This is a genomic window from Pseudomonas sp. 28 E 9, from assembly GCF_900004785.1.
Lineage (GTDB): Bacteria > Pseudomonadota > Gammaproteobacteria > Pseudomonadales > Pseudomonadaceae > Aquipseudomonas > Aquipseudomonas orientalis_A.
In genome coordinates this window covers 1-20,023 of the sequence record NZ_CVTK01000015.1, presented here as the reverse complement: position 1 = coordinate 20,023, position 20,023 = coordinate 1, and the positions used below count along the sequence as shown (strand labels likewise).

Here is a 20,023-nt window from a genome sequence, read left to right as displayed (position 1 = left end):
ACAGCTTGCCCGCCCCCTCACAAGGCCGGAAAGTGAATCCTGAACGCTGCGCCACCCAGCGCCGAATCGCCCAGGGTCAACCGCGCGTGATAGCTCTCGATAATGTCCTTGACCACCGCCAACCCGATGCCCTGCCCCGGGTGCTGGCGATCAAGCCGTTCGCCGCGCTGCAGGATCCGGGCGCGCTGGTCCGGTGGCACGCCGGGGCCATCGTCTTCGATGCACAGCTCACTGCCGTCCGGGTGTTCCACCAGGCTGATACGTACCTGCTTCACGCATAGGCGGTAGGCGTTTTCCAGCAGGTTGCCGAGCATCTCAAGCAGGGCGCCCTTTTCGATGGGCACGTCGCAGGCGTCCGGCAGGTCGAGGGTCACGGTGACGCGCTTGTCCCGGTAAACCTTGTCCAGGGTGTCGCACAGGCTCTGCAGCACCGGCTCCAGGCGTACCTGATGGCGCACCAGGCCGCTCTTGCGCAGGCTGGCGCGCTGCAATTGATAGCCGATCTGCTGGCTCATGCGCTCGATCTGCGACTGCAGCACCCAGGCCTGGCTGCGCTCCTCGGGGCGCTGGGCCATGTCTTCGCTCACCCCCTGCAATACCGCCAGTGGGGTTTTCAGGCTATGGGCCAGGTCATCCAGCGAGTCGCGGTAGCGCGCCCGCTGCTCACGCTCGCTGTGCAGCAAACGGTTGAGGGAACCGGTGAGGCGCAGCAATTCCCGGGGGTGCTCTTCGCTGAGGCTTTCGCGGGTGCCGCCTTCGATCTGGTCCAGTTCCTGACTCAGGCGCCGCAGGGCCTGCAGGCCCCAGGTCAGGCCGAGCCAGAGCAGCGTCAACAGCACCAGCAACGCCGCGCCGAAGCCCAGGTAGAGATTCTCGCGCAGGCCTTCGAGGGTCAGTTGATACTCACGCACCGGTTGCAGGGCGACGATGCTGAACGCCGCGCTTTTGCCGCCCAGCAGCCGCACCTCGACGTCATAGACGAAGAACTCCTGGCCGTTGGCCTCACGAATGCGCGCAAATTCGTTGCCGCGTCCATCGTAGCGCGGCTTGTAATTGATCCTTTCTTCCTGGGTCGCCCGCGACCGCCACACCAGGTGACCTTCACGGTCGTAGATATAGCCGAGCAGACGGCTGTCGGTCAGGTTGAAACGCTCATCGGGCAACTGCGCCGGCATCAGCAGCCGGTTATTTTCCACGCGGGCCGCCGAGATCAGGGTGGTGACATCCGACGCCAGGCGCTGCTCAATGGAATCCTGCAGCGCCAGGCTGAAAGCACCTTGCATGGCGGGCAACAAGCCCAGCATGAACAGCACCGCCAGGGTGGCGGCGGCCAGCATCAGGCGCACACGGAGCGAGCGAATCAACGGCAGCGCTCATTGAACAGGTAGCCCAGGCCGCGCACGGTGTCGATCGGCTTGAACCCGGCCGGCCCTTCCAGCTTGCGGCGCAGGCGGCCGACCAGCACTTCGATGACGTTTGGGTCGCGCTCGTCGTCATCGGGGTAAAGCTGCTCCATCAAACGGTCCTTGGCCACCACCTGTTGATGATGGCGCATCAGGTATTCGAGGATGCGGTACTCATAGGCGGTCAACGCCAGCGGTTGTTCGTCCAGCGAGGCTTGCTTGCGATTGAGGTCCAGCAGCAGGGGCCCGGCGACGATGGTGGACTGGGTGAAACCGCTGGAGCGGCGCAGCAAGGCGTTCATCCGCGCCTCCAGTTCTTCGAACTGGAACGGTTTGACCACGTAGTCGTCGGCACCGGCAGCCAGGCCTTCGACTTTGTCCTGCCAGTTGCCGCGGGCGGTCAGGATCAGGATCGGAAAGGTCTTGGCCTGGGTGCGCAGTTGCCGGATCAGGTCCAGGCCGCCCATGCCGGGCAGCCCCAGGTCGATGATCGCCAGGTCATGGTTGAATTGGCCGGTCTGGTACAGGGCTTCCTCGGCATTGGCCACGGCCTCGACCACGTGGCCGCTGTCGGTCAGGCGGGTAAACAGGTGATGACGCAACAGCGCCTCATCTTCCACCACCAGCAATTTCATAAGGCTCTCCAAGGCAATTCAACAGTCCGAGCGAGGGATATCATAGCGGCCCTGCAGGTCTTGCGGGCGCAGTTTAATGCCATTGTAGTGGCCAGACTGGGGCGCGTAACCGGTGCGGTAACCCGGTTGAGGCGCGGTGACCAGCGACCGGCCCCACGGCGCGGCCTGAACGCTCACCTCGTCGAAGCTGACACGGTGGATCAGGTTGCCGGCTTTTTTGCTTTTCTCTCGGCCAAAAGCGGCAGACGTGCTATCGCTGGCTTGCACACCGGCGGTGGCACTGAGCATGGTCAACGCCAACAACAGTTTCTTGATCGCAGTCATGGTGCTTACCTCTTAAGCGTTCAGGCTGTGGCGTCCACACTACGCAAGCGCCCCTGAACTCCCCCTGAACGGGCTCTGAACCCGGCCTGAAGCGCGATGGGGACATACACGACGGACTATCACTACGGGCTATGCACTGACGCGCCAACTCGGCAAAATGTCGCGCATGACGCCCCTACCCGCCTGCTGTACCCCACTCGATGCCCATTGGCCGCTGCCTGCTCCCTTGCCGGGCACCGTGTTTTTGAGCACCCGATTCGACCCGGCCTTGTTGAACGCCGGCGACTTCCACCGCAGCGCCGTGCCGCCGCCGGCGAGTATCCAGCGCTCGGTGGCCAAGCGCCAGGCAGAATTTCTCGCCGGCCGCCTGTGCGCCCGCGAAGCGCTGCGGCGACTCGATAACCTCGACTGCGTGCCGGCCATCGGCGAAGACCGCGCGCCGATCTGGCCAGGGCACATCAGCGGCTCCATCACCCACAGCACCGGGCACGCCGCGGCGATCGTCGCGCACAAGGCGCAGTGGCGCGGGCTGGGAATGGACCTGGAGAACCTGCTGACGCTGGAACGGGCGCAACGCCTGGCGGGTGAGATACTTACTCCCGATGAAATGCAACGAATGGCCAGCCTGCCGCGCGAGCAGGTCGCCCTGCTGGTGACGCTGACCTTTTCGGTCAAGGAGAGTCTGTTCAAGGCGCTCTACCCGCTCGTGCACAAGCGCTTTTATTTTGAGCATGCCGAAGTGGTGGAGTGGTCGCAGGCCGGGCATGTGCGGTTGCGGTTGCTCACGGACCTGTCCAGTGAGTGGTGCCATGGCAAGGAATTGGAGGGGCAATTTGGGGTGGAGGGGGAGCAGTTGTTGAGTCTGGTGGCGGTTGGCGCCCGATAGACCGCTATCGGGGGCAAGCCCCCTCCCACAGGGGAATGCATTCCAAATGTGGGAGGGGACTTGCCCCCGATGGCGGTGTCAGGGTTTTCCCTGTTCTCTGGGCCAACTCAGACTGAAACACGCCCCGCCCAGGTTGTTGCTTTTGCTGATCAACGCCCGCCCGCCGTGCCAATAGATAATCCGCCGCACGATCGACAGGCCCAGGCCGTGCCCGCCCGAGGCGCGCGTGCGGCTGTCGTCCAGGCGCAGGAACGGGGTGAACACACGTTCCCAGGCACTTTCCGGTATGCCGGGGCCATCGTCTTCCACGTCGATACGGCACCGCATCTGCCCGACCTGATAGCTGATCAGCACCTGGCCCTTGGCGTGGCGCATGGCATTGCTGACCAGGTTCTGCAGCGCGCGATGCAGGTAGCGGGGTTCGGCATCGACCCAGGCGTCCTGGTGATGCGCCGATGAAGGGCGAATCCCGCGGGTGACGCTGACTTGCGGGCGCAGTGGCGACAATTCGCCGATCACCTGGTCGAGCAACGCATCGAGGTCGACGCGCTGGAAGTCCAACGCCGGCGCGCCCTGTTCCAGGCGCGCATAAGTGAGCATCTCATCGACCAGGCCATCGAGGTCCTGGATATCGCCGTCCATGCCCTCCAGGTATTTGCGCCGTGCCTCGGCGGTGGTGGCGTCGCCCAGCATCTCCAGGCCGAAGCGCAGGCGCGCCACGGGCGTGCGCAGCTCGTGGGACACTGCGCGCACCAGTTCACGCTGAATCGCCAGCAATTGCTGCAAGTGCTCGGCCATGCCGTTGAACGCCGCCGCCAACCGCCCCACCGAGTCGACGCCTCGCGCCGGTACGCGAACCTCCAGGTTGCCCTTGGCGATGCGCGTGGCCGCCGCCTCCAGCCCCTTGAGCCGGCGCTCGAGCTGGCGCACCAACAGGTAGACGATCAGACCGATCAGGGTCAGGCCGATCAGCGCGATCAGGATCAGCCATTGCGCCGGGTACGGGTTCATCTGATACAGCGGGCCGATCTCCAGCACCCACGGCGTGCCGACCATGCCGGCAAACACACGGATCGAATCACCGCCCTTGCCCAGGGCCATCACCGTATCGCCTTCGGCCACTCGCCGGCGCTGGTCGTCGTCCATATCGGCCTGGTCGAGGGTCATCAGGTGCATCTCGAAACCAAAGCCCTTGGCCTGCTTGAGGTCAGCCAGGCGTTGCGGCTGCTGGGCCACCGGAAACCGCACCAGTTCGTCGGCCAGCAGATAGATAGTGGCGCGGGCCAATTGCTCGCTGATCTGCTGCACTTCGCCGGTGAGCACCCATTGCTCCTGTTCGCTGACCAGACGCAGTACCCGCGCGGCATGGGGCCCCGTCTGCTCCACCAGGACCTGGCCACGTTGCAGGCGCTTGCGCTGGCTCATATCCAGCTGCGCGTCGGCGAAGGTGCGCAACTGCAACGGAATGCCCAGCAATCGCTCCCACACCGCCAATGCGCGCTGGCGCTCGATGGCGCTCATGGGCCGCAGATTGTCGCCCATCAACGCGAACGTGCCATGGGCCAGGCGCTCGCGGTATTGGTCGCTGCGCACATCGTTGAGCAAGTGCAGGGCCAGCACACCCAGCAGCGCGACCAGGATCAGCGCGGCGCACATGCCGCCGTATATGCGCAGGAAGATCGAGTTCACAGCGGCATGTCGGCAGCGGCTTCGGGCACGAACAGGTAGCCTTTGCTGCGGATGGTCTTGATCAGGCGCGGGTGGATCGGGTCATCGCCGATCTTGGGGCGAATACGTGAAATGCGCACATCAATCGAACGATCCTGGCCGTCGTAACCGACGCCGCGCAGGGCGATGAAAATTTCTTCGCGCGACAGAATGCGCCCGGCGTTGGCCACCAACAGCCACAGCAGGTCGAACTCGGCGCTGGTCAGTTCGATGCCGCCCTGGTGCAGCCAGGCCTCGCGCAAGGCGTTGTCCACCACCAACGGGCCGAATTGCAGGCGTCGCTGGTGCTCCACCGCAACCGCCGGCGCCGGTTCGCTGCGCCGCAGCAGGGCGTGGATACGCGCCAGCAACAGGCGCGGACGCACGGGTTTGCACACGTAGTCATCGGCGCCCATGTCCAGGCCCTGCACCTGGTCCATGTCGTCGGTGCGCGCAGTGAGCATCAGGATGACGCCGTCATAGCCCCCGCGCACCTTGCGGCAGATGCTCAGGCCGTCTTCGCCGGGCAGCATCAGGTCGAGGATCACCAGGTCAGGCTGCTCGGCGATGATGCGCGCCGCCGCCAGGGCACCGTCGTTCTCCACCGACACGCGCAGGCCGTTGCTCTCCAGGTATTCGCGGGTCAGCTCGGCCAAGCGTTCGTCATCCTCGACGATCAATACCTGCCAGGGATCCTGTCCCATGGGTTGTCCTCATTGTTATAGGAAATTCTTCCGGCCGAGACGGTCCAGGCACAGCCTGTTTGTCATGTATTGAGGGCATAACGAGGGGCGATTGTAGCCATGGGCCAACCCATAAGCACAAGTCGGGAAATCGATTCGGTCATGGCGTTTTTTTGTGATAGGGTTCGCGCCCTTCGAAAACCGCCAGCTTGTTTCAGGTTCGAAACATTTAATGACAAACGGCGCAATCCAGCAGTAATGCGGCCTACACGCCCCTTCAACCTTTCTTACACATTTTACTCACAGTGTTATCCACAGGTTAGTGCGTTGCTAACACCTGTAAAACGCATTATCTTGTACCTCGGCACTTCAAGAGACCCTACATGTAGGGTTTTGGCGGAAAGCGTCCAACCACATAAGCGGCTCGAAATTCAAGCGTTTTATTGCTGGCGCAGCGTGGAACCAACCGATTTTCAGTAGACCAAACCGCTCACGCGGATGGCAGCTGTTTTTCATCCAAAGACATGGAAAACGGTACGGGTGTTGCAGGAAAGCCTGGCACTCGCAATCAAATATAGAACGTGGAGACAACCCCCCATGCAAACCGACACAACTCGCGAGAACCCCCAGGGCTCCGTGCCGCAGGCCGCCGATTCGAATATGGATCTGTCCGCCACCGCACCTGGCCAATTGCGCGTGATCAAGCGTAACGGCACTGTCGTTCCTTACACCGATGACAAAATCACCGTCGCCATCACCAAAGCGTTTCTTGCAGTTGAAGGCGGCACCGCTGCTGCTTCGTCGCGCATCCACGACACCGTTGCCCGCCTGACCGAGCAGGTCACCGCGACCTTCAAGCGTCGCATGCCATCGGGCGGCACCATCCACATCGAAGAAATCCAGGACCAGGTCGAACTGGCCCTGATGCGTGCCGGCGAGCAGAAAGTTGCCCGTGACTACGTGATCTACCGCGATTCGCGCGCCAAGGAACGTGCCGTACACGCGCCATCTGCCGACGCCGTGCAAGCGCACCCGTCGATCCGCATCACCCTGGCCGATGGCAGCTTTGCGCCACTGGACCTGGGCCGCCTGAACACCATCATCACCGAGGCCTGCGAAGGCCTGGAAGAAGTCGACGGTGACCTGATCCAGCGCGAAACCCTGAAGAACCTGTACGACGGCGTGGCCCTGACCGACGTCAACACCGCCCTGGTAATGACCGCCCGTACCCTGGTTGAACGCGAGCCGAACTACTCGTTCGTCACCGCGCGCCTGCTGATGGACACCCTGCGCGCCGAAGGCCTGGGCTTCCTGGGCGTGGCCGACAGCGCCACCCACCACGAGATGGCCGACCTGTACGCCAAGGCCCTGCCGGCCTACATCGCCAAGGGCATCGAATTCGAATTGCTCAACCCGATCCTGGCCACCTTCGACCTGGAAAAACTCGGCAAGGCGATCAACCACGAGCGCGACCAGCAGTTCACCTACCTGGGCCTGCAAACCCTGTACGACCGTTACTTCATCCACAAGGACGGCATCCGCTTCGAACTGCCGCAAGTGTTCTTCATGCGTGTGGCCATGGGCCTGGCGATCGAAGAGAAGCACAAGGAAGACCGTGCGATCGAGTTCTACAACCTGTTGTCGTCCTTTGACTACATGTCGTCGACCCCGACCCTGTTCAACGCCGGCACCCTGCGTCCACAGCTGTCGAGCTGCTACCTGACCACCGTGCCGGATGACCTGTCGGGCATCTACCACGCGATCCACGACAACGCCATGTTGTCCAAATTCGCCGGCGGCCTGGGCAACGACTGGACCCCGGTACGTGCACTGGGTTCGTACATCAAGGGCACCAATGGTAAATCCCAGGGCGTCGTGCCGTTCCTGAAAGTGGTGAACGACACCGCCGTTGCCGTGAACCAGGGTGGCAAGCGCAAAGGCGCTGTATGTGCCTACCTGGAAACCTGGCACATGGACATTGAAGAGTTCATCGAGCTGCGCAAGAACACCGGTGATGATCGTCGTCGTACCCACGATATGAACACCGCCAACTGGATCCCTGACCTGTTCATGAAGCGTGTCTTCGATGACGGCCAGTGGACCCTGTTCTCGCCGTCCGAAGTACCGGACCTGCACGACCTGACCGGCAAGGCCTTCGAAGAGCGTTACGAGTACTACGAAGCGCTGGCCCAGTACCCTGGCAAAATCAAGCTGTTCAAGACCATCCAGGCCAAAGACCTGTGGCGCAAGATGCTGTCGATGCTGTTCGAAACCGGCCACCCATGGCTGACCTTCAAGGACCCGTGCAACCTGCGCAGCCCGCAGCAGCACGTGGGCGTGGTCCACAGCTCGAACCTGTGCACCGAGATCACCTTGAACACCAACAAGGACGAGATCGCCGTCTGCAACCTGGGCTCGATCAACCTGCCGAACCACATCGTCAACGGCAAGCTGGACACCGCCAAGCTGGAACGCACTGTCAACACCGCCGTACGCATGCTCGATAACGTGATCGACATCAACTACTACTCGGTGCCACAGGCGCAGAACTCCAACTTCAAGCACCGTCCGGTCGGCCTGGGCATCATGGGCTTCCAGGACGCCTTGTACCTGCAGCACATTCCTTACGGTTCCGATGCTGCCGTCGAGTTCGCCGACAAGTCCATGGAAGCGGTCAGCTACTACGCGATCCAGGCTTCCTGCGACCTGGCCGACGAGCGCGGCGCCTACGAGACGTTCCAGGGTTCGCTGTGGTCCAAGGGCATCCTGCCGCTGGACTCGCAACAGATCCTGATCGAGCAGCGTGGCCAGAAGTACATCGATGTTGACCTGAACGAATCCCTGGACTGGGCGCCGGTACGTGCCCGTGTGCAGAAAGGCATTCGTAACTCCAACATCATGGCCATCGCACCGACCGCAACCATCGCCAACATCACTGGCGTGTCGCAGTCGATCGAACCGACCTACCAGAACCTGTATGTGAAATCGAACCTGTCGGGCGAGTTCACCGTGATCAACCCGTACCTGGTCCGCGACCTGAAAGCCCGTGGCCTGTGGGACTCGGTGATGATCAACGACCTGAAGTACTACGACGGTTCCGTGCAACAGATCGAGCGCATCCCGCAGGAACTCAAAGAGCTCTACGCCACCGCGTTCGAAGTGGACACCAAGTGGATCGTTGACGCCGCCAGCCGTCGTCAGAAGTGGATCGACCAGGCGCAGTCCCTGAACCTCTACATCGCCGGTGCTTCGGGCAAGAAGCTCGACGTGACCTACCGCATGGCTTGGTACCGTGGCCTGAAAACCACTTACTACCTCCGTGCCCTGGCCGCGACCAGCACCGAGAAGTCGACCATCAACACCGGCAAGCTGAACGCTGTTTCCAGCGGCAACCATGGTGATGACTCGGTTCTCGCCGCGCCAGCCGGCCCGGCGCCGGTGCCTAAGGCGTGTGCGATTGATGAGCCGGATTGCGAAGCTTGCCAATAAGCTGAGCAACGCCGGGGTTACCGGGATCAAAAAAACCGACCGCCTTAGACTTGTCTAAGGCGGTCGGTTTTTTCGTTATTACGCTAGATAAGAGCGAAAGCATTAGGCTGATCAGGCCTTCCGGCACGCTTGCCCCACAACTCAAGACGGCCGCCGATGACGGCCATTGAGTGCTCTCCGTCATCGACAACGCCCAACACTCCACCGCCTGCCAATTCCGCACTTGAAGAAGACCTGTAAAGACCTTTGAGTCCAAGCCGGTCGAGCGCTTCAGTGCTCCACTCACCGTCGTTCAAAGTTTGCGTGGCCGTAAAAAAACTCGCCCGCGCGCGGTCGTCATTATCTTCCATTTGAGCGCGCTTGGCGCTGGCGGCATACAGGAAATTGGCGTCCGTCATCATGGCCGGATCACTGCCCTTGAACCCTGCTTGCCGTGCCGCCATCTGCAATTCGCCTCTGCTCAAATACAGCTGAAACCCATCACGCATCTGCACTTCATAACCATCACCGGCCATTCTCACATCCTTGAAAATATCGGTGGGTTTTTGACCAAATTTCATCATTGCGGCTTTAATCGCCGAGACCGTTACACAGTTGCCCTCCGGTCCCTGACAAAAACCACTCCAGATATTGCCGGGCTCCTTGCCCATACCGGGTTTCTTACCTGGGTTGCTTTTGTCCGGCTTGTAGTCAGCGTGAAACGCGCCCTCGGTAAACGGCTTGTCACTCATCGACTCCGCAGTGCCGTAATTACTCGGATCGACTTCTCTGCCTTGGAACCCGCGATATAAAGGTGGTGAGGGGGTTGGCGGTGCTGGAGAAGGCGGTGGAACAGACTCATCTGCAAACAGCTCCGGAAACAAAGCCTTCAAGAACGCCAGCCAAGCCGCATCGGCGTCTTTCTTGAGCTGCTCGAGAATCGCCTTGAATGTCTCGTCCCCCAACTTCTCACGCAGCACATTCAACTTGTCGCGCGCGTCCTGAACTGTCTGCGTCTTGCCCGACTGCTGCGCCTCAAACAGTTGGTCAAGCAGGGTTTTAACCGTTGCCTTGTCGGCGTCAGGCGCTACCGGTTTCGACTGATCCGCAACCCTGACAGGTAGCGGTCCTGCGCGCTTGCTATCGGCTGCGAAAACACCCGTACCCCACATATCCCCGCCCCCTATGATGGCTGAGCCTCTCGGCTATGATCCGATCAGTGGCAAGGCGGGCATGCCGCGTTCCGTGCGGCGCATGTCTGCGCGTAACCCTATATGTCGCCGGCACTTTTCCTGCGGGCACAAAAAAGCCCCTCTTACGAGGGGCTTCCTGTGGAGCGCCGGCGCATCACGTCATCTGAATGATGGTCTGCATGATGGTGCTCTGGGTGGAGATGGTCTTGGCGTTCGCCTGGTAGTTGCTCTGGGCCTTGATCAGGTCCACCAACTCATTGGTCAGGTTGACGTTGGAGTTCTCCAGGGAGTTGGCCACGATCGAGCCCAGGGTGCCGGATTGCGGGGTGTCGTAACCCGGTTGGCCCGACGCGAAGGTTTCTTTCCAAGTGGTGCTGCCGGCGGGTTGCAGGCCTTGTTCGTTGTTGAAGCTGGCCAGCGAGATCTGGCCGATAGCCTTGCTCTGCTGGTTGCTGAAAGTGGCGAACAATACGCCGCTGCCGTCGATCTTCAGGCCGGTGATCTGGCCGGTGGCATAGCCATCGGTCACCGGAGGGTTACGGTAGGTGGCCGAGTTGTACTGCGTGATGTTGGCCATGTTGACCGCAATCCCACCCGGGTTGGCATTCGCACCGTTGGCCTTCCACACACCATTGGTCACCGTACCCGGGACCCAACCGGCAACGGTGAGGGTCTTATCGGATACACCACCGGTCACCACACTGGTGAGTTTGCCCGCGCCATCGAAGGTCAGCGTCGACGCCACAGGTGGGGTCGATGGGGTGCCCGTCGGAGAAGAACCGTCAGGGTTGCGGCCGTCGATCAGGGTGTAGGCATTCCACTTGTTGCCGTCGGTTTTCACCAGGTACTGCACCATCGGGTGAGCGTTGCCCTGGGAATCGTACAAGGTGGTGCTGTATTGCGTGGTAAAGGTGTCGGTCTTGGTGGGATCGAATGGCTTGGCCGTTTGATCGATCACCGGCTCCGAGGAGTTCAGGTTACTGGCGGAGTCCACTTTGGTGGAGGCCTTGGGCGGCAGGTTCGTCAGGTTCAGTTGCAGGTCGGTCAGGCCGCCCTTGTTGATTTTGCCGTTATCATCCGCCGCGTAGCCTTGCAGGCGCGAGGTACCGCTGTTGTTGGTGATGTAGCCGTCTTTGTCGGCACGGAACGCACCGCTGCGGGTGTATTCCAGCGAACCGTCACTGCCCTTCTGCACGAAGAAACCGCCGCCCTGGATCGCCATGTCCAGGATGCCGCCGCTGCCATTCACGTCACCCTGGGTGAATTGCTGCGACACCGCCGCCAGGTTCACGCCATTGCCGATGCTGTTCTTCCCGGTGCCCAGTTTGGACGCCGCGTAGATGTCCGCGAATTCTGCACGGGACGACTTGAAGCCAGTGGTCGCCACGTTGGCGATGTTGTTGCCGGTTACGTCCAGTTGTTTGTTGGCCGCATAGAGGCCGCTAAGGCCGATATTAAAAGACATGTTTCTCTCCCTCTGCCGTGGTTAGCCGGCTCTATGTACCGATAGTCTGAATTTGCGACAGCTTGACGCTGCCCATGCCGCCTGCAAGGTTCAACAGCATTTCGCCACCTGTCTTGCTCAGCGTCACGCTGGTCACCGTTGCCGGCAGTGAAGTAGCCAGGGCAACCGCGTCGCCCTTGTCGCTCTTGGCGGAGGCCGCGAAGGTGTAAGTGCCGGCTGGGGCGACCTCACCCTTATCGTTTTTGCCATCCCAGATGAAGTCCGACGAACCCGCGCTCTGGGCGCCCATATCGAGGGTGCGCACCACGTTGCCGTCCTTGTCGGTGATCTTGATCGAGACGTTGCCCGTTGCCGCCGTTACCGCCACCGAACCGTTCATGCTCTTGCTGGTATCGACCAGTGCCTTGTCGGTCTGGGTGATGATCGAACGTCCCACCAGCGACGAAGCCTGCAGCGCCTGCGACGAACTGAAGTTGCTCGATATGTTGTTTACCGAGTCGTTCAGGGTGTTGATGCCTTCCAGGCTGCTGAACTGGGCCAACTGGGCCACGAAGGCACCGTTGTCCTGTGGCGACAACGGGTTCTGGTTTTTCAGCTGGGTGACCAGCAGTTGCAGGAATGCATCCTTGCCCAACGCCTGGTTGCCGGTGGCGGCCTTGGAAACATTCGCTACGTTGTTTGAAGCGTCCTTGACCTTGGAGTTGAACAGGTCCTGGACTGCCGTGTTGTTTGAGGTATCAACGATGGCCATTATTTGGCGCCCCTTATCACTGACCCAGGGTCAGGACCTTCTGCATCATGGTTTTGGCGGTGTTCATCATTTCCGCGTTGGTCTGGAACGAACGGCTGGCGGAAATCATGTCGGCCATCTCCTCGACCACGTTGACGTTGGGGTAGTAGACATAACCCTTTTCGTTCGCTGCCGGATGGTTCGGCTCGTAACGCGCTTCGAGGTTGCTCTGGTCCTCGACCACACCCAGCACCTGCACGCCTTGCCCGGCGGCATCCTGGTTCTGGAACAGCGAATCACTGCCGCCGCCCTGCCCACCCTGGAACATGGTGGCAAATACCGGATGACGGGCGCGGTAAGTCTGGTCAATGCTCGAAGACACGGTCTCGGCGTTGGCGATGTTACTGGCGACGGTGTTCAAACGCGTGGTCTGCGCGCTCATGCCACTGCCGGCAATATTGAAAACACTGGACAGGGACATGGCTTATTCTCCACGCAGGGCTGACATCAGCCCTTTGAATTTGCTGTTGAGCAGGGTGAAGCTGGCCTGGAAGTTCACCGAGTTTTCGGCGTAGTTCGATTGTTCCAGTTGAGCATCAACGGTGTTCTGGTCGATCGACGGCTGCATCGGCGTGCGATACAGCAGCGACTCGTCACCACTGCTCAGGCCTTGCGCTTCAATATGACGGCTGTTGGTCATGTTCAAGGCGAAGGAACCGTTTTTGGTTTTGTCCTGCTGTGCGGCGAGCACGGCGGAGAAGTCCAGGTCCCGAGCCTTGTAGTTCGGGGTGTCGGCGTTGGCAATGTTGTTGGCCAGGACTTCGGCACGCTGGGCGCGGAAGCCCAGGGCTTTTTCGTGGATACCGAGCGCTTTATCGAAGCTGATGCTCATGGCGGAAACCTTTAGGCTGACCTGCTGTTCGTTAGCAGGGTTATAGCAAGGTGCATGCCAATGTGACCAAGCCCCGTATATCAAGGGCTTGCAGAGAAATTGCCGGCGGCAATGCCAGAAAAGCGGCAAGTGCTTTCCGCGTGGCGCCAGTAAAGCGGCAATGGAAGGATTGCCGCTACCGTTGAAAGTGCCGCGAAACAAATGTGGGAGGGGGCTTGCCCCCGATAGCAGTGTGTCATGTCATGAATAGCTGACTGACCCACCGCCATCGGGGGCAAGCCCCCTCCCACATTTTTTACCGGGTAAACGTTGTTATTTGGCCTGGTAGATGATTCCCGGGCTGCACTGCACCATCTGGTAGTGATCCGGCAAGCCGTTCAAGGCTTCCGACGCGCCGAGGAATAGATACCCGCCGCGCTTGAGCGTGCCATGGATGCGCAAAAGGATGTCCTTCTTCACTTCGGCCGAGAAGTAGATCAGCACGTTGCGGCAGAACACCATGTCGAACTTGCCCAGGCTGGCGTAGCTGTCGAGCAAGTTGAACGAGCGGAACTCGACGCGGTTCTTGATCGGCGCCTTGATCGCCCAGCGCCCTGCCCCCTTCGGGTCAAAATAGCGCTGCAAACGTTCCTGGGACAGGCCTCGGCCCAGGGCCAGGCTGTCGTACTCACCGGTCTTGCAATTGGTGAGCATGCTGCCGGACAGGTCCGTCGCCACAATTTGCGCGCCGGCTTTCAACTGGCCCATGTTGGTCCGCTCGAACTCGTCGATGGTCATGGAGATCGAATAAGGTTCCTGTCCCGATGAGCATGCCGCCGACCAGATGCGCAGGCGCTGGCCCGGGCTGGCCTTGATGGCTTCGGGCAGCACTTTGTTCTTGAGCACCTCAAAGGGGTAGGTATCGCGAAACCATAAGGTTTCGTTGGTGGTCATGGCATCGACCACCATCTCCTTGAGCCCGCTGCGCGGCTGCCCCTGGATACGCTGGACCAACTCACCCAGGGATTTGATGCCCTGCTGTTCCATCAGCTTGTTGAGACGGCTGGATACCAGGTACTGCTTGTTTTCACCGAGCAATATGCCACAGGCTTTTTCCAGGAAGACCCGGAACTGTTCGAAATCCAAATTACCCGTAGACAATGGTACCGCCTCTTAAATCGTGTGACCGCCAGGAGAAATGCCCCTAGCCGTGATCTGCTGCCTTGATCCGGTCGACTACCCGGGATGCGAGGTCATCAGGCCGGAATTTGGCCAGGAAGTCATCTGCACCGACCTTCTTGACCATGGCCTGATTGAATACCCCCGACAACGAAGTATGCAGGATGATGTGCAATTTTTGCATGCGTGGATCGTTGCGTATTTCAGCCGTGAGGGTGTATCCATCCATTTCCGGCATTTCAATGTCGGAAATCATCATCAGGAACTCTTCTTCCGGCTTCTTGCCCTCGTCCACCAACTTGCGCAGGTAATCCAGGGCTTGGCGCCCATCATTAAGGGCTACGACCTCTACGCCAACGGTTTGCAGGCAACGCGTGACCTGCTTGCGCGCGACAGAGGAGTCATCCACGGTCAACACGCGCAGGGATACCGCCTTGTGTGCCGTCTCGGCATCCACCACCCCGACGGAAATCGTTTCCGAGGTGGGCGCAACCTCGGCGAGGATTTTCTCCACGTCGATGATTTCGACCAACTGGTTATCCACCCGCGTCACTGCCGTGAGGTAATGATCGCGCCCGGTGCCCTTGGGCGGCGGATGAATCTCTTCCCAGTTCATGTTGACGATACGTTCCACCGAGCGCACCAGAAACCCCTGGGTCTTGGTGTTGTACTCGGTAATGATCACGAACGGGCTCTCGCGGTCCTGCAAACCAGAGGACCCGGTGGCCATTGCCAAGTCAAGAATGGGGATGGTCGCGCCACGTATATTGGCGACGCCACACACCACCGGACTGGACTTGGGCATGATCGTCAGCTTGGGACACTGCAGCACTTCGCGCACTTTAAACACGTTGATCCCGTACAGCTGCTTGCCGTCCAGGCGAAAAAGCAACAACTCCAGGCGATTCTGCCCTACCAGCTGTGTGCGCTGGTTTACTGAATCCATTACACCTGCCATGCCCAGACTCCTAAATCCCAGAGGTACGATGCGTACCCAACACTAAACGGCACGAGCTTTGCTATTTGGTTGGCTATGGATATTAAAACGACAGTTTCCCGACGCGCTTGCCGCCCAAAGTATCGCAGATTGCTCTGCGCCGCGATGGCGCTGCTTGTCTGGGGCGTGGGCGTCACCGCTCGCGCCGACAACGTCACCCTGCCTGATCTCCTTATCGGCGTCACCCAAGGCTTTCTTGAATACACTGTAGAAGATTATCTGGAGACCACCCAGACACCGGGGCGCTATGAGATCCAGGTCAAACAGTTGGACCCGCGCCTGCGCATGCCGATGTGTGACAAGGAATTGACAGCCACCCTGGAAAGCCCGGCCCAGCCCATTGGTCGTGTCACCGTAAAAGTACGCTGTGAAGGCGCCTCACCCTGGACGGTGTTTGTACCGGCTCAAGTCAAATTGTTCCGCGACGTCGTCGTAGTGGCACGGCCGTTGAAGCGCACCGGCATCATTGGCGATGACGATGTTGCGCTGCGCGAACGGGATATCAGCCTGATCAACCAGGGTTACCTGACGTCCCTGGACCAGGCGATCGGGCAGCGACTCACCCGACCAGTGGTCACCGATCAGGTGATTACCCTGGTTCACCTGGAGCAGGCTGAAGTCATTCGTAAAGGTGACCAGGTCGTGATTTCCGCCAGCAGCGGCGGGTTGAACGTAAAAATGCCGGGGGAAGCGCTGTCCAACGGTGGCATGAGCGAACAGATTCGCGTCAAGAACCTCAACTCCAACCGCGTGATCAAGGCGCGAGTGACAGCTCCGGGCCAAGTCGAGGTGGCGTTATAGATGACTGGTACGGGGCGCCAGGTTTTCCTACACTGTGCATAGAGTGCTCCGTGCGGAGATTTATTGTCATTCGCGCCTAAAGTTTGTCCGGGTATTGCCGAAAACATGGCAAGCGTCCAAATACCCAGAGGTTTTTTGATCATGGTCATTGATTTCAGCCGTTTAAATAACACCCCGACGACGTCAGGCACTACGCGTACTGCCGGCAAGGAAAACGTAGAAGCCAAGTCCCAGCCCCTGCCGGCCAAGGCAGAGCAGGCGAGTGCGAGCCAGAGTGGGGAGTCGGTACACCTGAGTAATGAGGCTCAGCAGTTGCAGAAGGTCACTGACTCGCTGCGCGATCAACCGGTTGTCAATAAAGCCCGCGTGGCGGAGTTGAAACAGGCTATCGCCGATGGCAGTTACACAGTCGACAGCAACCGTGTAGCCAGCAAGCTGCTTAACTTCGAAGCCGAGCGCTAGGCAAAGGCCTGCGCTGGGCTTCTGGACGCTTAAAACCCAAGGCCAGCCATGCACCACGACGAACATTTGCTTCAACTGATCATTGATGATCTGGCGCCGACGCAACAACTGCTCGAGCTGCTAAAAGAAGAGTCCCTGGCCCTGTATGGCCGGGATATGCCTTTGCTCGAAGAAATACTCGCGCGCAAACAATCGCTGATTGTGCTGCTCGAACAACACGGCACGAAGCGCAGCGAAATCCTCAACAGCCTGGGCCTGCCCGCCGATCACGACGGCCTGGCACAGTTGGCAAGCCATTCCTCGGTCGGCGATCAGTTGCTGACGCAAAGCAAAGCGCTCAATCACCTGCTCACTCAGTGCCAGGAAGCCAACCTGCTCAACGGCCAGTCGATTCAGCTGCAGCAAGCCACCACGGCCAATCAGTTACGTATTCTTCACGGCGGCGAGCCCCCGGCCCTGTATAACGCCCAGGGGTCCACTTCACGCCTGGTCAAGCCAAGCACCCGCAGCCAAGCCTGACAGCGGTTCAAAGCGCGGCCTATCCAAGGTGCGCTACATACTGGCAAAATGCCGGTTCTTGCGTGTAGTCGTACTTTCCTGGAGATGGAACAACCGTGTTCAACGCCCTTAATGCGGAAGATGCACCGCAGCCACCAAAGGTTCTTACCACACCTTTGGAAATCGCCAGCACGCTGCGGATGCTCCAGGAAAGCCATGATCCATTGATCATCACTTTCCATGAACGCAGCCAACGCTTCCAAAGCTACCTTGTGGACATCGACCGGGACAGCAAGACGCTGGTGCTGGACGAAATGATTCCGCGTGACGGTGAACGTCACCTCGAAAATGGCGAACCCTTCCGCGTCGAGGGTTTTCATGACGGCGTCCGGGTCGCCTGGGAGAGTAACGGCACACTGAGCATCAGCGAGAAGGATGGTCACCGTATCTACAGTGGCAGCATGCCCGGTGAGGTGGTCTATCATCAGCGTCGCAATGCATTTCGCGCGGCACTGAAATTGGCGCAATTGGTCAATATCGAATTGGGCGGCGAAAAGCTCAAGGCTCCGGTCAACGGCAAGTTGCTGGACATTTCCGCCACTGGATGCAAATTGCGCTTTGAAGGCGACATCGCCGAACGCCTGCAACTGGGGCAGGTCTACGACCGCTTCATCGCCGCGCTGCCATTCGGCAACATGACTACCGCCGTCGAGTTGCGTTACCTGCATTTCGAAGACAGGATCAACACCACGTTTGCCGGCGTGCGCTTTCATAACATGAGCGGTTTGGTGCAGCGCCAGGTAGAACGCTTTGTGTATCAGCTGCAGCGTGAAGCTCGACGCTTCGACAAGGACGACGACTTTTAAGCCTAGAACGCTGAAGTGAAAACGGGCAGATCCTGATAGGGTCTGCCCGTTTTTCGTTCAGGGGCGCGCCCTGCTCAAGTCGTGGGGATGGTCTTCCGAGTCTGTCGACTCAGGCGCTACCTCGACAGCCGGCTCGTCGACGGCAGGTTCCGGGTCTGGTTCAGGAACAGTGGCCTGCATCTGCTCCTGCACCACCTGTTCATCTACCCGCGGGTCAAGGGCTGCCACCAACGGCGAGCTGGACATACTGTCAGGCATCGCCACGTGATGCAGCGGCGCATCGTCTACCTGATGCAAGTTGGTCACCGCCTTCGGCCGTATGCGCCATACCAAGATCAGCGCGCAGAGGCTGAAAAACGCGTAAAGCATCTGGCTGCCGAACAGCTTCATCACCACACCTGCCAGAAGCGGGCCGATACTGGCACCCACGCCGTAGGTCACCAGCAACATGGCCGTCAGCGAGACCCGGCGATCACCTTCTACGTGGTCATTGGAAAAAGCCACGGCCAACGGGTACAGACAAAACTGCACAAGTGAACAAAAGAAGCCCGCCACGAACAGCACTTCCAACGGAACCTGAGTCATGATCGCCAAGGGCAATGCCGCCACTGCCAGGCACAAGGCAAAGCAGCGGATCAGCAGCGCGCGGTCATAGCGGTCGGACAACCAGCCCAGCGGCCACTGCACGAGAAGTCCCGCAAAAATGCAGGAGCCCATGAACAAACCGACTTGCTCGGTCGTCAACCCCTGCTGGGAGGCATAGAGCGGCGCCAGGCCATAGAACGAGCCGACGATCAGTCCCGCCCCCAGCACCGTGCTGAGGGACTGTGGCACGCGCTTGATAAAGAAACGCGGCTCCATCGGCGCCGGATGCAGCGGGGCGGGGTGAATACGTCGGGTCATGGCCACCGGCACCAGGCACAGGGCAAAGCACAGCGCCACCAGCATCAGCAGTTCAAGCCCCAGATGGGGATGCATGACCAGTATCAGCTGGCCCAGTACCAGACCGAGGTAGGAAGCGATCATATAGCCGCTGAACACTACGCCACGCTGCTTGGCCTCCGCCTGCTCATTGAGCCAGCTTTCAATGACCATGTACTGGCACATCATCCCCAGGCCCACGATCACCCGCAGGACGATCCAGGCAGGCAGCCAATCGATCAAACCGTGACCCAGCACAGCCGCGCCGACGATTCCGGCGCAGGTCGCGTAGGCGCGTATATGCCCGACACGAGCGATCAAGCGGTGTCCGATCTTGCCGCCCAGCACCAGGCCAAAGTAGTTGGCCGCCATCAACGCACCCACCCACAGGCTGTCGACATGGTCAGCCGCCAGTCGCAAGGCTAAATAGGTACTGAGCAGGCCGGAGCCGATCAGCATCATCAAGGAGGCGAAATAAAGGGCTCGAAAAGATTTCCAGATCTGGCGCATCGGCGTTCCGAGCGGCTCCTTGCAGTGAGGGGACAGGGCTATCGCATGATAGTCCGCGTTGGTCGGGTCCGGACAGGCGGCATTAGCCTTTTCCAGGGATTATTTTGCTTAAGCTCAGACGCTGACTGCGTGGTTGCAAGGTACATAGCGGGCAGATAAATATACAGCGCACCACCTGTGAACCTGGATCATGTGCAAGGTTCGACTGGTGTTTGGATATCTGCGATAAAAGCCCTGAATAGAGCGATCCAGAGAGGGTAATCCTGTTCGATGCGCAGGCTTTTCGAGCGCCCAAAACAAAACCCCAACTGCTTTCGCAATTGGGGTTTCGGAATTTAATCTTGACGATGACCTACTCTCACATGGGGAAACCCCACACTACCATCGGCGATGCATCGTTTCACTGCTGAGTTCGGGATGGGAT

Annotated in this window: 19 protein-coding genes and 1 rRNA gene; 6 read left to right on the top strand and 14 right to left on the bottom strand. The window is 59.9% G+C overall.

Features of this window, described 5'->3' with window-relative positions; translation table 11 throughout:
• Nucleotides 1-17 precede the first annotated feature (17 nt).
• The 3 genes from BFQ00_RS02715 to BFQ00_RS02705 are packed head-to-tail and all read right to left on the bottom strand — an operon-like array spanning nt 18 to nt 2,362.
• Nucleotides 18-1,364 carry an ATP-binding protein gene (locus BFQ00_RS02715; protein ID WP_065884794.1) on the bottom strand — a complete coding sequence of 449 codons (1,347 nt, stop codon included), beginning with the start codon at nt 1,362-1,364 and terminating at the stop codon, nt 18-20.
• Complete coding sequence (locus BFQ00_RS02710; RefSeq protein ID WP_010208358.1) at nt 1,361-2,038, bottom strand: response regulator; 678 nt, start codon at nt 2,036-2,038, stop codon at nt 1,361-1,363. Before BFQ00_RS02710 ends, BFQ00_RS02715 begins: the two co-directional genes overlap by 4 nt.
• Before the next feature lie 18 nt (nt 2,039-2,056).
• Nucleotides 2,057-2,362, bottom strand: coding sequence for a hypothetical protein (locus BFQ00_RS02705; RefSeq protein WP_065932527.1), 306 nt, complete (start codon nt 2,360-2,362; stop codon nt 2,057-2,059).
• A 166-nt stretch (nt 2,363-2,528) separates the two neighbouring features.
• Between BFQ00_RS02705 and BFQ00_RS02700 the strand changes: the two genes are divergently transcribed.
• A complete protein-coding gene (locus tag BFQ00_RS02700) occupies nt 2,529-3,248 on the top strand; it encodes a 4'-phosphopantetheinyl transferase family protein (RefSeq protein ID WP_065932551.1) in 720 nt (239 codons plus the stop codon).
• Between the two features lie 78 nt (nt 3,249-3,326).
• Here BFQ00_RS02700 and BFQ00_RS02695 read toward each other — a convergent pair whose 3' ends face one another.
• Nucleotides 3,327-4,937, bottom strand: coding sequence for an ATP-binding protein (locus tag BFQ00_RS02695; RefSeq protein ID WP_065932526.1), 1,611 nt, complete (start codon nt 4,935-4,937; stop codon nt 3,327-3,329).
• A complete protein-coding gene (locus tag BFQ00_RS02690; protein ID WP_065884798.1) occupies nt 4,934-5,659 on the bottom strand; it encodes a response regulator in 726 nt (241 codons plus the stop codon). The genes BFQ00_RS02695 and BFQ00_RS02690 overlap by 4 nt, the downstream gene beginning before the upstream one ends.
• A 576-nt stretch (nt 5,660-6,235) precedes the next feature.
• Here BFQ00_RS02690 and BFQ00_RS02685 point away from each other — a divergent pair.
• A complete protein-coding gene (locus BFQ00_RS02685; protein ID WP_065892951.1) occupies nt 6,236-9,127 on the top strand; it encodes a ribonucleoside-diphosphate reductase subunit alpha in 2,892 nt (963 codons plus the stop codon).
• Nucleotides 9,128-9,210: 83 nt separating this feature from the next.
• Here BFQ00_RS02685 and BFQ00_RS02680 read toward each other — a convergent pair whose 3' ends face one another.
• The 7 genes from BFQ00_RS02680 to BFQ00_RS02650 all read right to left on the bottom strand — a co-directional run bounded on the left by BFQ00_RS02680 (nt 9,211) and on the right by BFQ00_RS02650 (nt 15,502).
• Complete coding sequence (locus BFQ00_RS02680) at nt 9,211-10,278, bottom strand: hypothetical protein (RefSeq protein ID WP_256535533.1); 1,068 nt, start codon at nt 10,276-10,278, stop codon at nt 9,211-9,213.
• Nucleotides 10,279-10,453: 175 nt separating this feature from the next.
• On the bottom strand, nt 10,454-11,764 hold the full coding sequence (gene flgE / locus BFQ00_RS02675; protein ID WP_065892953.1) for a flagellar hook protein FlgE: 1,311 nt from the start codon (nt 11,762-11,764) through the stop codon (nt 10,454-10,456).
• Nucleotides 11,765-11,795: 31 nt separating this feature from the next.
• Nucleotides 11,796-12,515: a flagellar hook assembly protein FlgD gene (gene flgD / locus BFQ00_RS02670; RefSeq protein ID WP_065884801.1), complete on the bottom strand. Its 720-nt coding sequence runs from the start codon at nt 12,513-12,515 to the stop codon at nt 11,796-11,798.
• A gap of 16 nt (nt 12,516-12,531) precedes the next feature.
• Complete coding sequence (flgC, locus tag BFQ00_RS02665) at nt 12,532-12,975, bottom strand: flagellar basal body rod protein FlgC (RefSeq protein ID WP_065884802.1); 444 nt, start codon at nt 12,973-12,975, stop codon at nt 12,532-12,534.
• A gap of 3 nt (nt 12,976-12,978) precedes the next feature.
• On the bottom strand, nt 12,979-13,386 hold the full coding sequence (flgB, locus tag BFQ00_RS02660; RefSeq protein ID WP_065884803.1) for a flagellar basal body rod protein FlgB: 408 nt from the start codon (nt 13,384-13,386) through the stop codon (nt 12,979-12,981).
• Between the two features lie 312 nt (nt 13,387-13,698).
• Nucleotides 13,699-14,526 carry a protein-glutamate O-methyltransferase CheR gene (cheR, locus tag BFQ00_RS02655; RefSeq protein WP_065884804.1) on the bottom strand — a complete coding sequence of 276 codons (828 nt, stop codon included), beginning with the start codon at nt 14,524-14,526 and terminating at the stop codon, nt 13,699-13,701.
• Between the two features lie 43 nt (nt 14,527-14,569).
• The gene (locus tag BFQ00_RS02650) at nt 14,570-15,502 is read right to left on the bottom strand and encodes a chemotaxis protein CheV (RefSeq protein ID WP_065884805.1); all 933 of its coding nucleotides are present in this window, start codon (nt 15,500-15,502) and stop codon (nt 14,570-14,572) included.
• A 75-nt stretch (nt 15,503-15,577) separates the two neighbouring features.
• Here BFQ00_RS02650 and flgA point away from each other — a divergent pair, with 75 nt between their 5' ends.
• The 4 genes from flgA (at nt 15,578) to BFQ00_RS02630 (ending at nt 18,168) form a co-directional block, all read left to right on the top strand.
• Nucleotides 15,578-16,342 carry a flagellar basal body P-ring formation chaperone FlgA gene (gene flgA / locus BFQ00_RS02645; protein ID WP_065884806.1) on the top strand — a complete coding sequence of 255 codons (765 nt, stop codon included), beginning with the start codon at nt 15,578-15,580 and terminating at the stop codon, nt 16,340-16,342.
• Nucleotides 16,343-16,483: 141 nt separating this feature from the next.
• Nucleotides 16,484-16,804, top strand: a complete 321-nt coding sequence (gene flgM, locus BFQ00_RS02640) for a flagellar biosynthesis anti-sigma factor FlgM (protein WP_065884811.1) — start codon at nt 16,484-16,486, stop codon at nt 16,802-16,804.
• Between the two features lie 48 nt (nt 16,805-16,852).
• Nucleotides 16,853-17,323 (top strand): flagellar protein FlgN, encoded by a 471-nt coding sequence (locus BFQ00_RS02635; RefSeq protein WP_065892956.1) that lies wholly within the window; start codon nt 16,853-16,855, stop codon nt 17,321-17,323.
• Nucleotides 17,324-17,418: 95 nt separating this feature from the next.
• Nucleotides 17,419-18,168, top strand: a complete 750-nt coding sequence (locus BFQ00_RS02630; protein ID WP_065884808.1) for a flagellar brake protein — start codon at nt 17,419-17,421, stop codon at nt 18,166-18,168.
• Between the two features lie 57 nt (nt 18,169-18,225).
• Here BFQ00_RS02630 and BFQ00_RS02625 read toward each other — a convergent pair whose 3' ends face one another.
• Together BFQ00_RS02625 and rrf are read right to left on the bottom strand one after the other, a co-directional pair.
• Entirely contained in the window at nt 18,226-19,599 is a 1,374-nt protein-coding gene (locus tag BFQ00_RS02625) for an MFS transporter (protein ID WP_065884809.1), read from the bottom strand.
• Between the two features lie 339 nt (nt 19,600-19,938).
• Nucleotides 19,939-20,023, bottom strand: a 5S ribosomal RNA gene (rrf, locus tag BFQ00_RS02620); the annotation flags it as partial.

What these genes read in the sequence shown, in the direction of transcription:
- BFQ00_RS02680 (WP_256535533.1), bottom strand. Translation starts at nt 10,278, where the DNA reads ATGTGGGGTACGGGTGTTTTCGCAGCCGATAGCAAGCGCGCAGGACCG.
- BFQ00_RS02700 (WP_065932551.1), top strand. Translation starts at nt 2,529, where the DNA reads ATGACGCCCCTACCCGCCTGCTGTACCCCACTCGATGCCCATTGGCCG.
- flgC (WP_065884802.1), bottom strand. Translation starts at nt 12,975, where the DNA reads ATGTCCCTGTCCAGTGTTTTCAATATTGCCGGCAGTGGCATGAGCGCG.
- flgE (WP_065892953.1), bottom strand. Translation starts at nt 11,764, where the DNA reads ATGTCTTTTAATATCGGCCTTAGCGGCCTCTATGCGGCCAACAAACAA.
- BFQ00_RS02625 (WP_065884809.1), bottom strand. Translation starts at nt 19,599, where the DNA reads ATGCGCCAGATCTGGAAATCTTTTCGAGCCCTTTATTTCGCCTCCTTG.
- BFQ00_RS02685 (WP_065892951.1), top strand. Translation starts at nt 6,236, where the DNA reads ATGCAAACCGACACAACTCGCGAGAACCCCCAGGGCTCCGTGCCGCAG.
- BFQ00_RS02650 (WP_065884805.1), bottom strand. Translation starts at nt 15,502, where the DNA reads ATGGCAGGTGTAATGGATTCAGTAAACCAGCGCACACAGCTGGTAGGG.
- BFQ00_RS02710 (WP_010208358.1), bottom strand. Translation starts at nt 2,038, where the DNA reads ATGAAATTGCTGGTGGTGGAAGATGAGGCGCTGTTGCGTCATCACCTG.
- flgD (WP_065884801.1), bottom strand. Translation starts at nt 12,515, where the DNA reads ATGGCCATCGTTGATACCTCAAACAACACGGCAGTCCAGGACCTGTTC.
- BFQ00_RS02705 (WP_065932527.1), bottom strand. Translation starts at nt 2,362, where the DNA reads ATGACTGCGATCAAGAAACTGTTGTTGGCGTTGACCATGCTCAGTGCC.
- flgB (WP_065884803.1), bottom strand. Translation starts at nt 13,386, where the DNA reads ATGAGCATCAGCTTCGATAAAGCGCTCGGTATCCACGAAAAAGCCCTG.
- BFQ00_RS02690 (WP_065884798.1), bottom strand. Translation starts at nt 5,659, where the DNA reads ATGGGACAGGATCCCTGGCAGGTATTGATCGTCGAGGATGACGAACGC.
- BFQ00_RS02635 (WP_065892956.1), top strand. Translation starts at nt 16,853, where the DNA reads ATGCACCACGACGAACATTTGCTTCAACTGATCATTGATGATCTGGCG.
- flgA (WP_065884806.1), top strand. Translation starts at nt 15,578, where the DNA reads ATGGATATTAAAACGACAGTTTCCCGACGCGCTTGCCGCCCAAAGTAT.
- flgM (WP_065884811.1), top strand. Translation starts at nt 16,484, where the DNA reads ATGGTCATTGATTTCAGCCGTTTAAATAACACCCCGACGACGTCAGGC.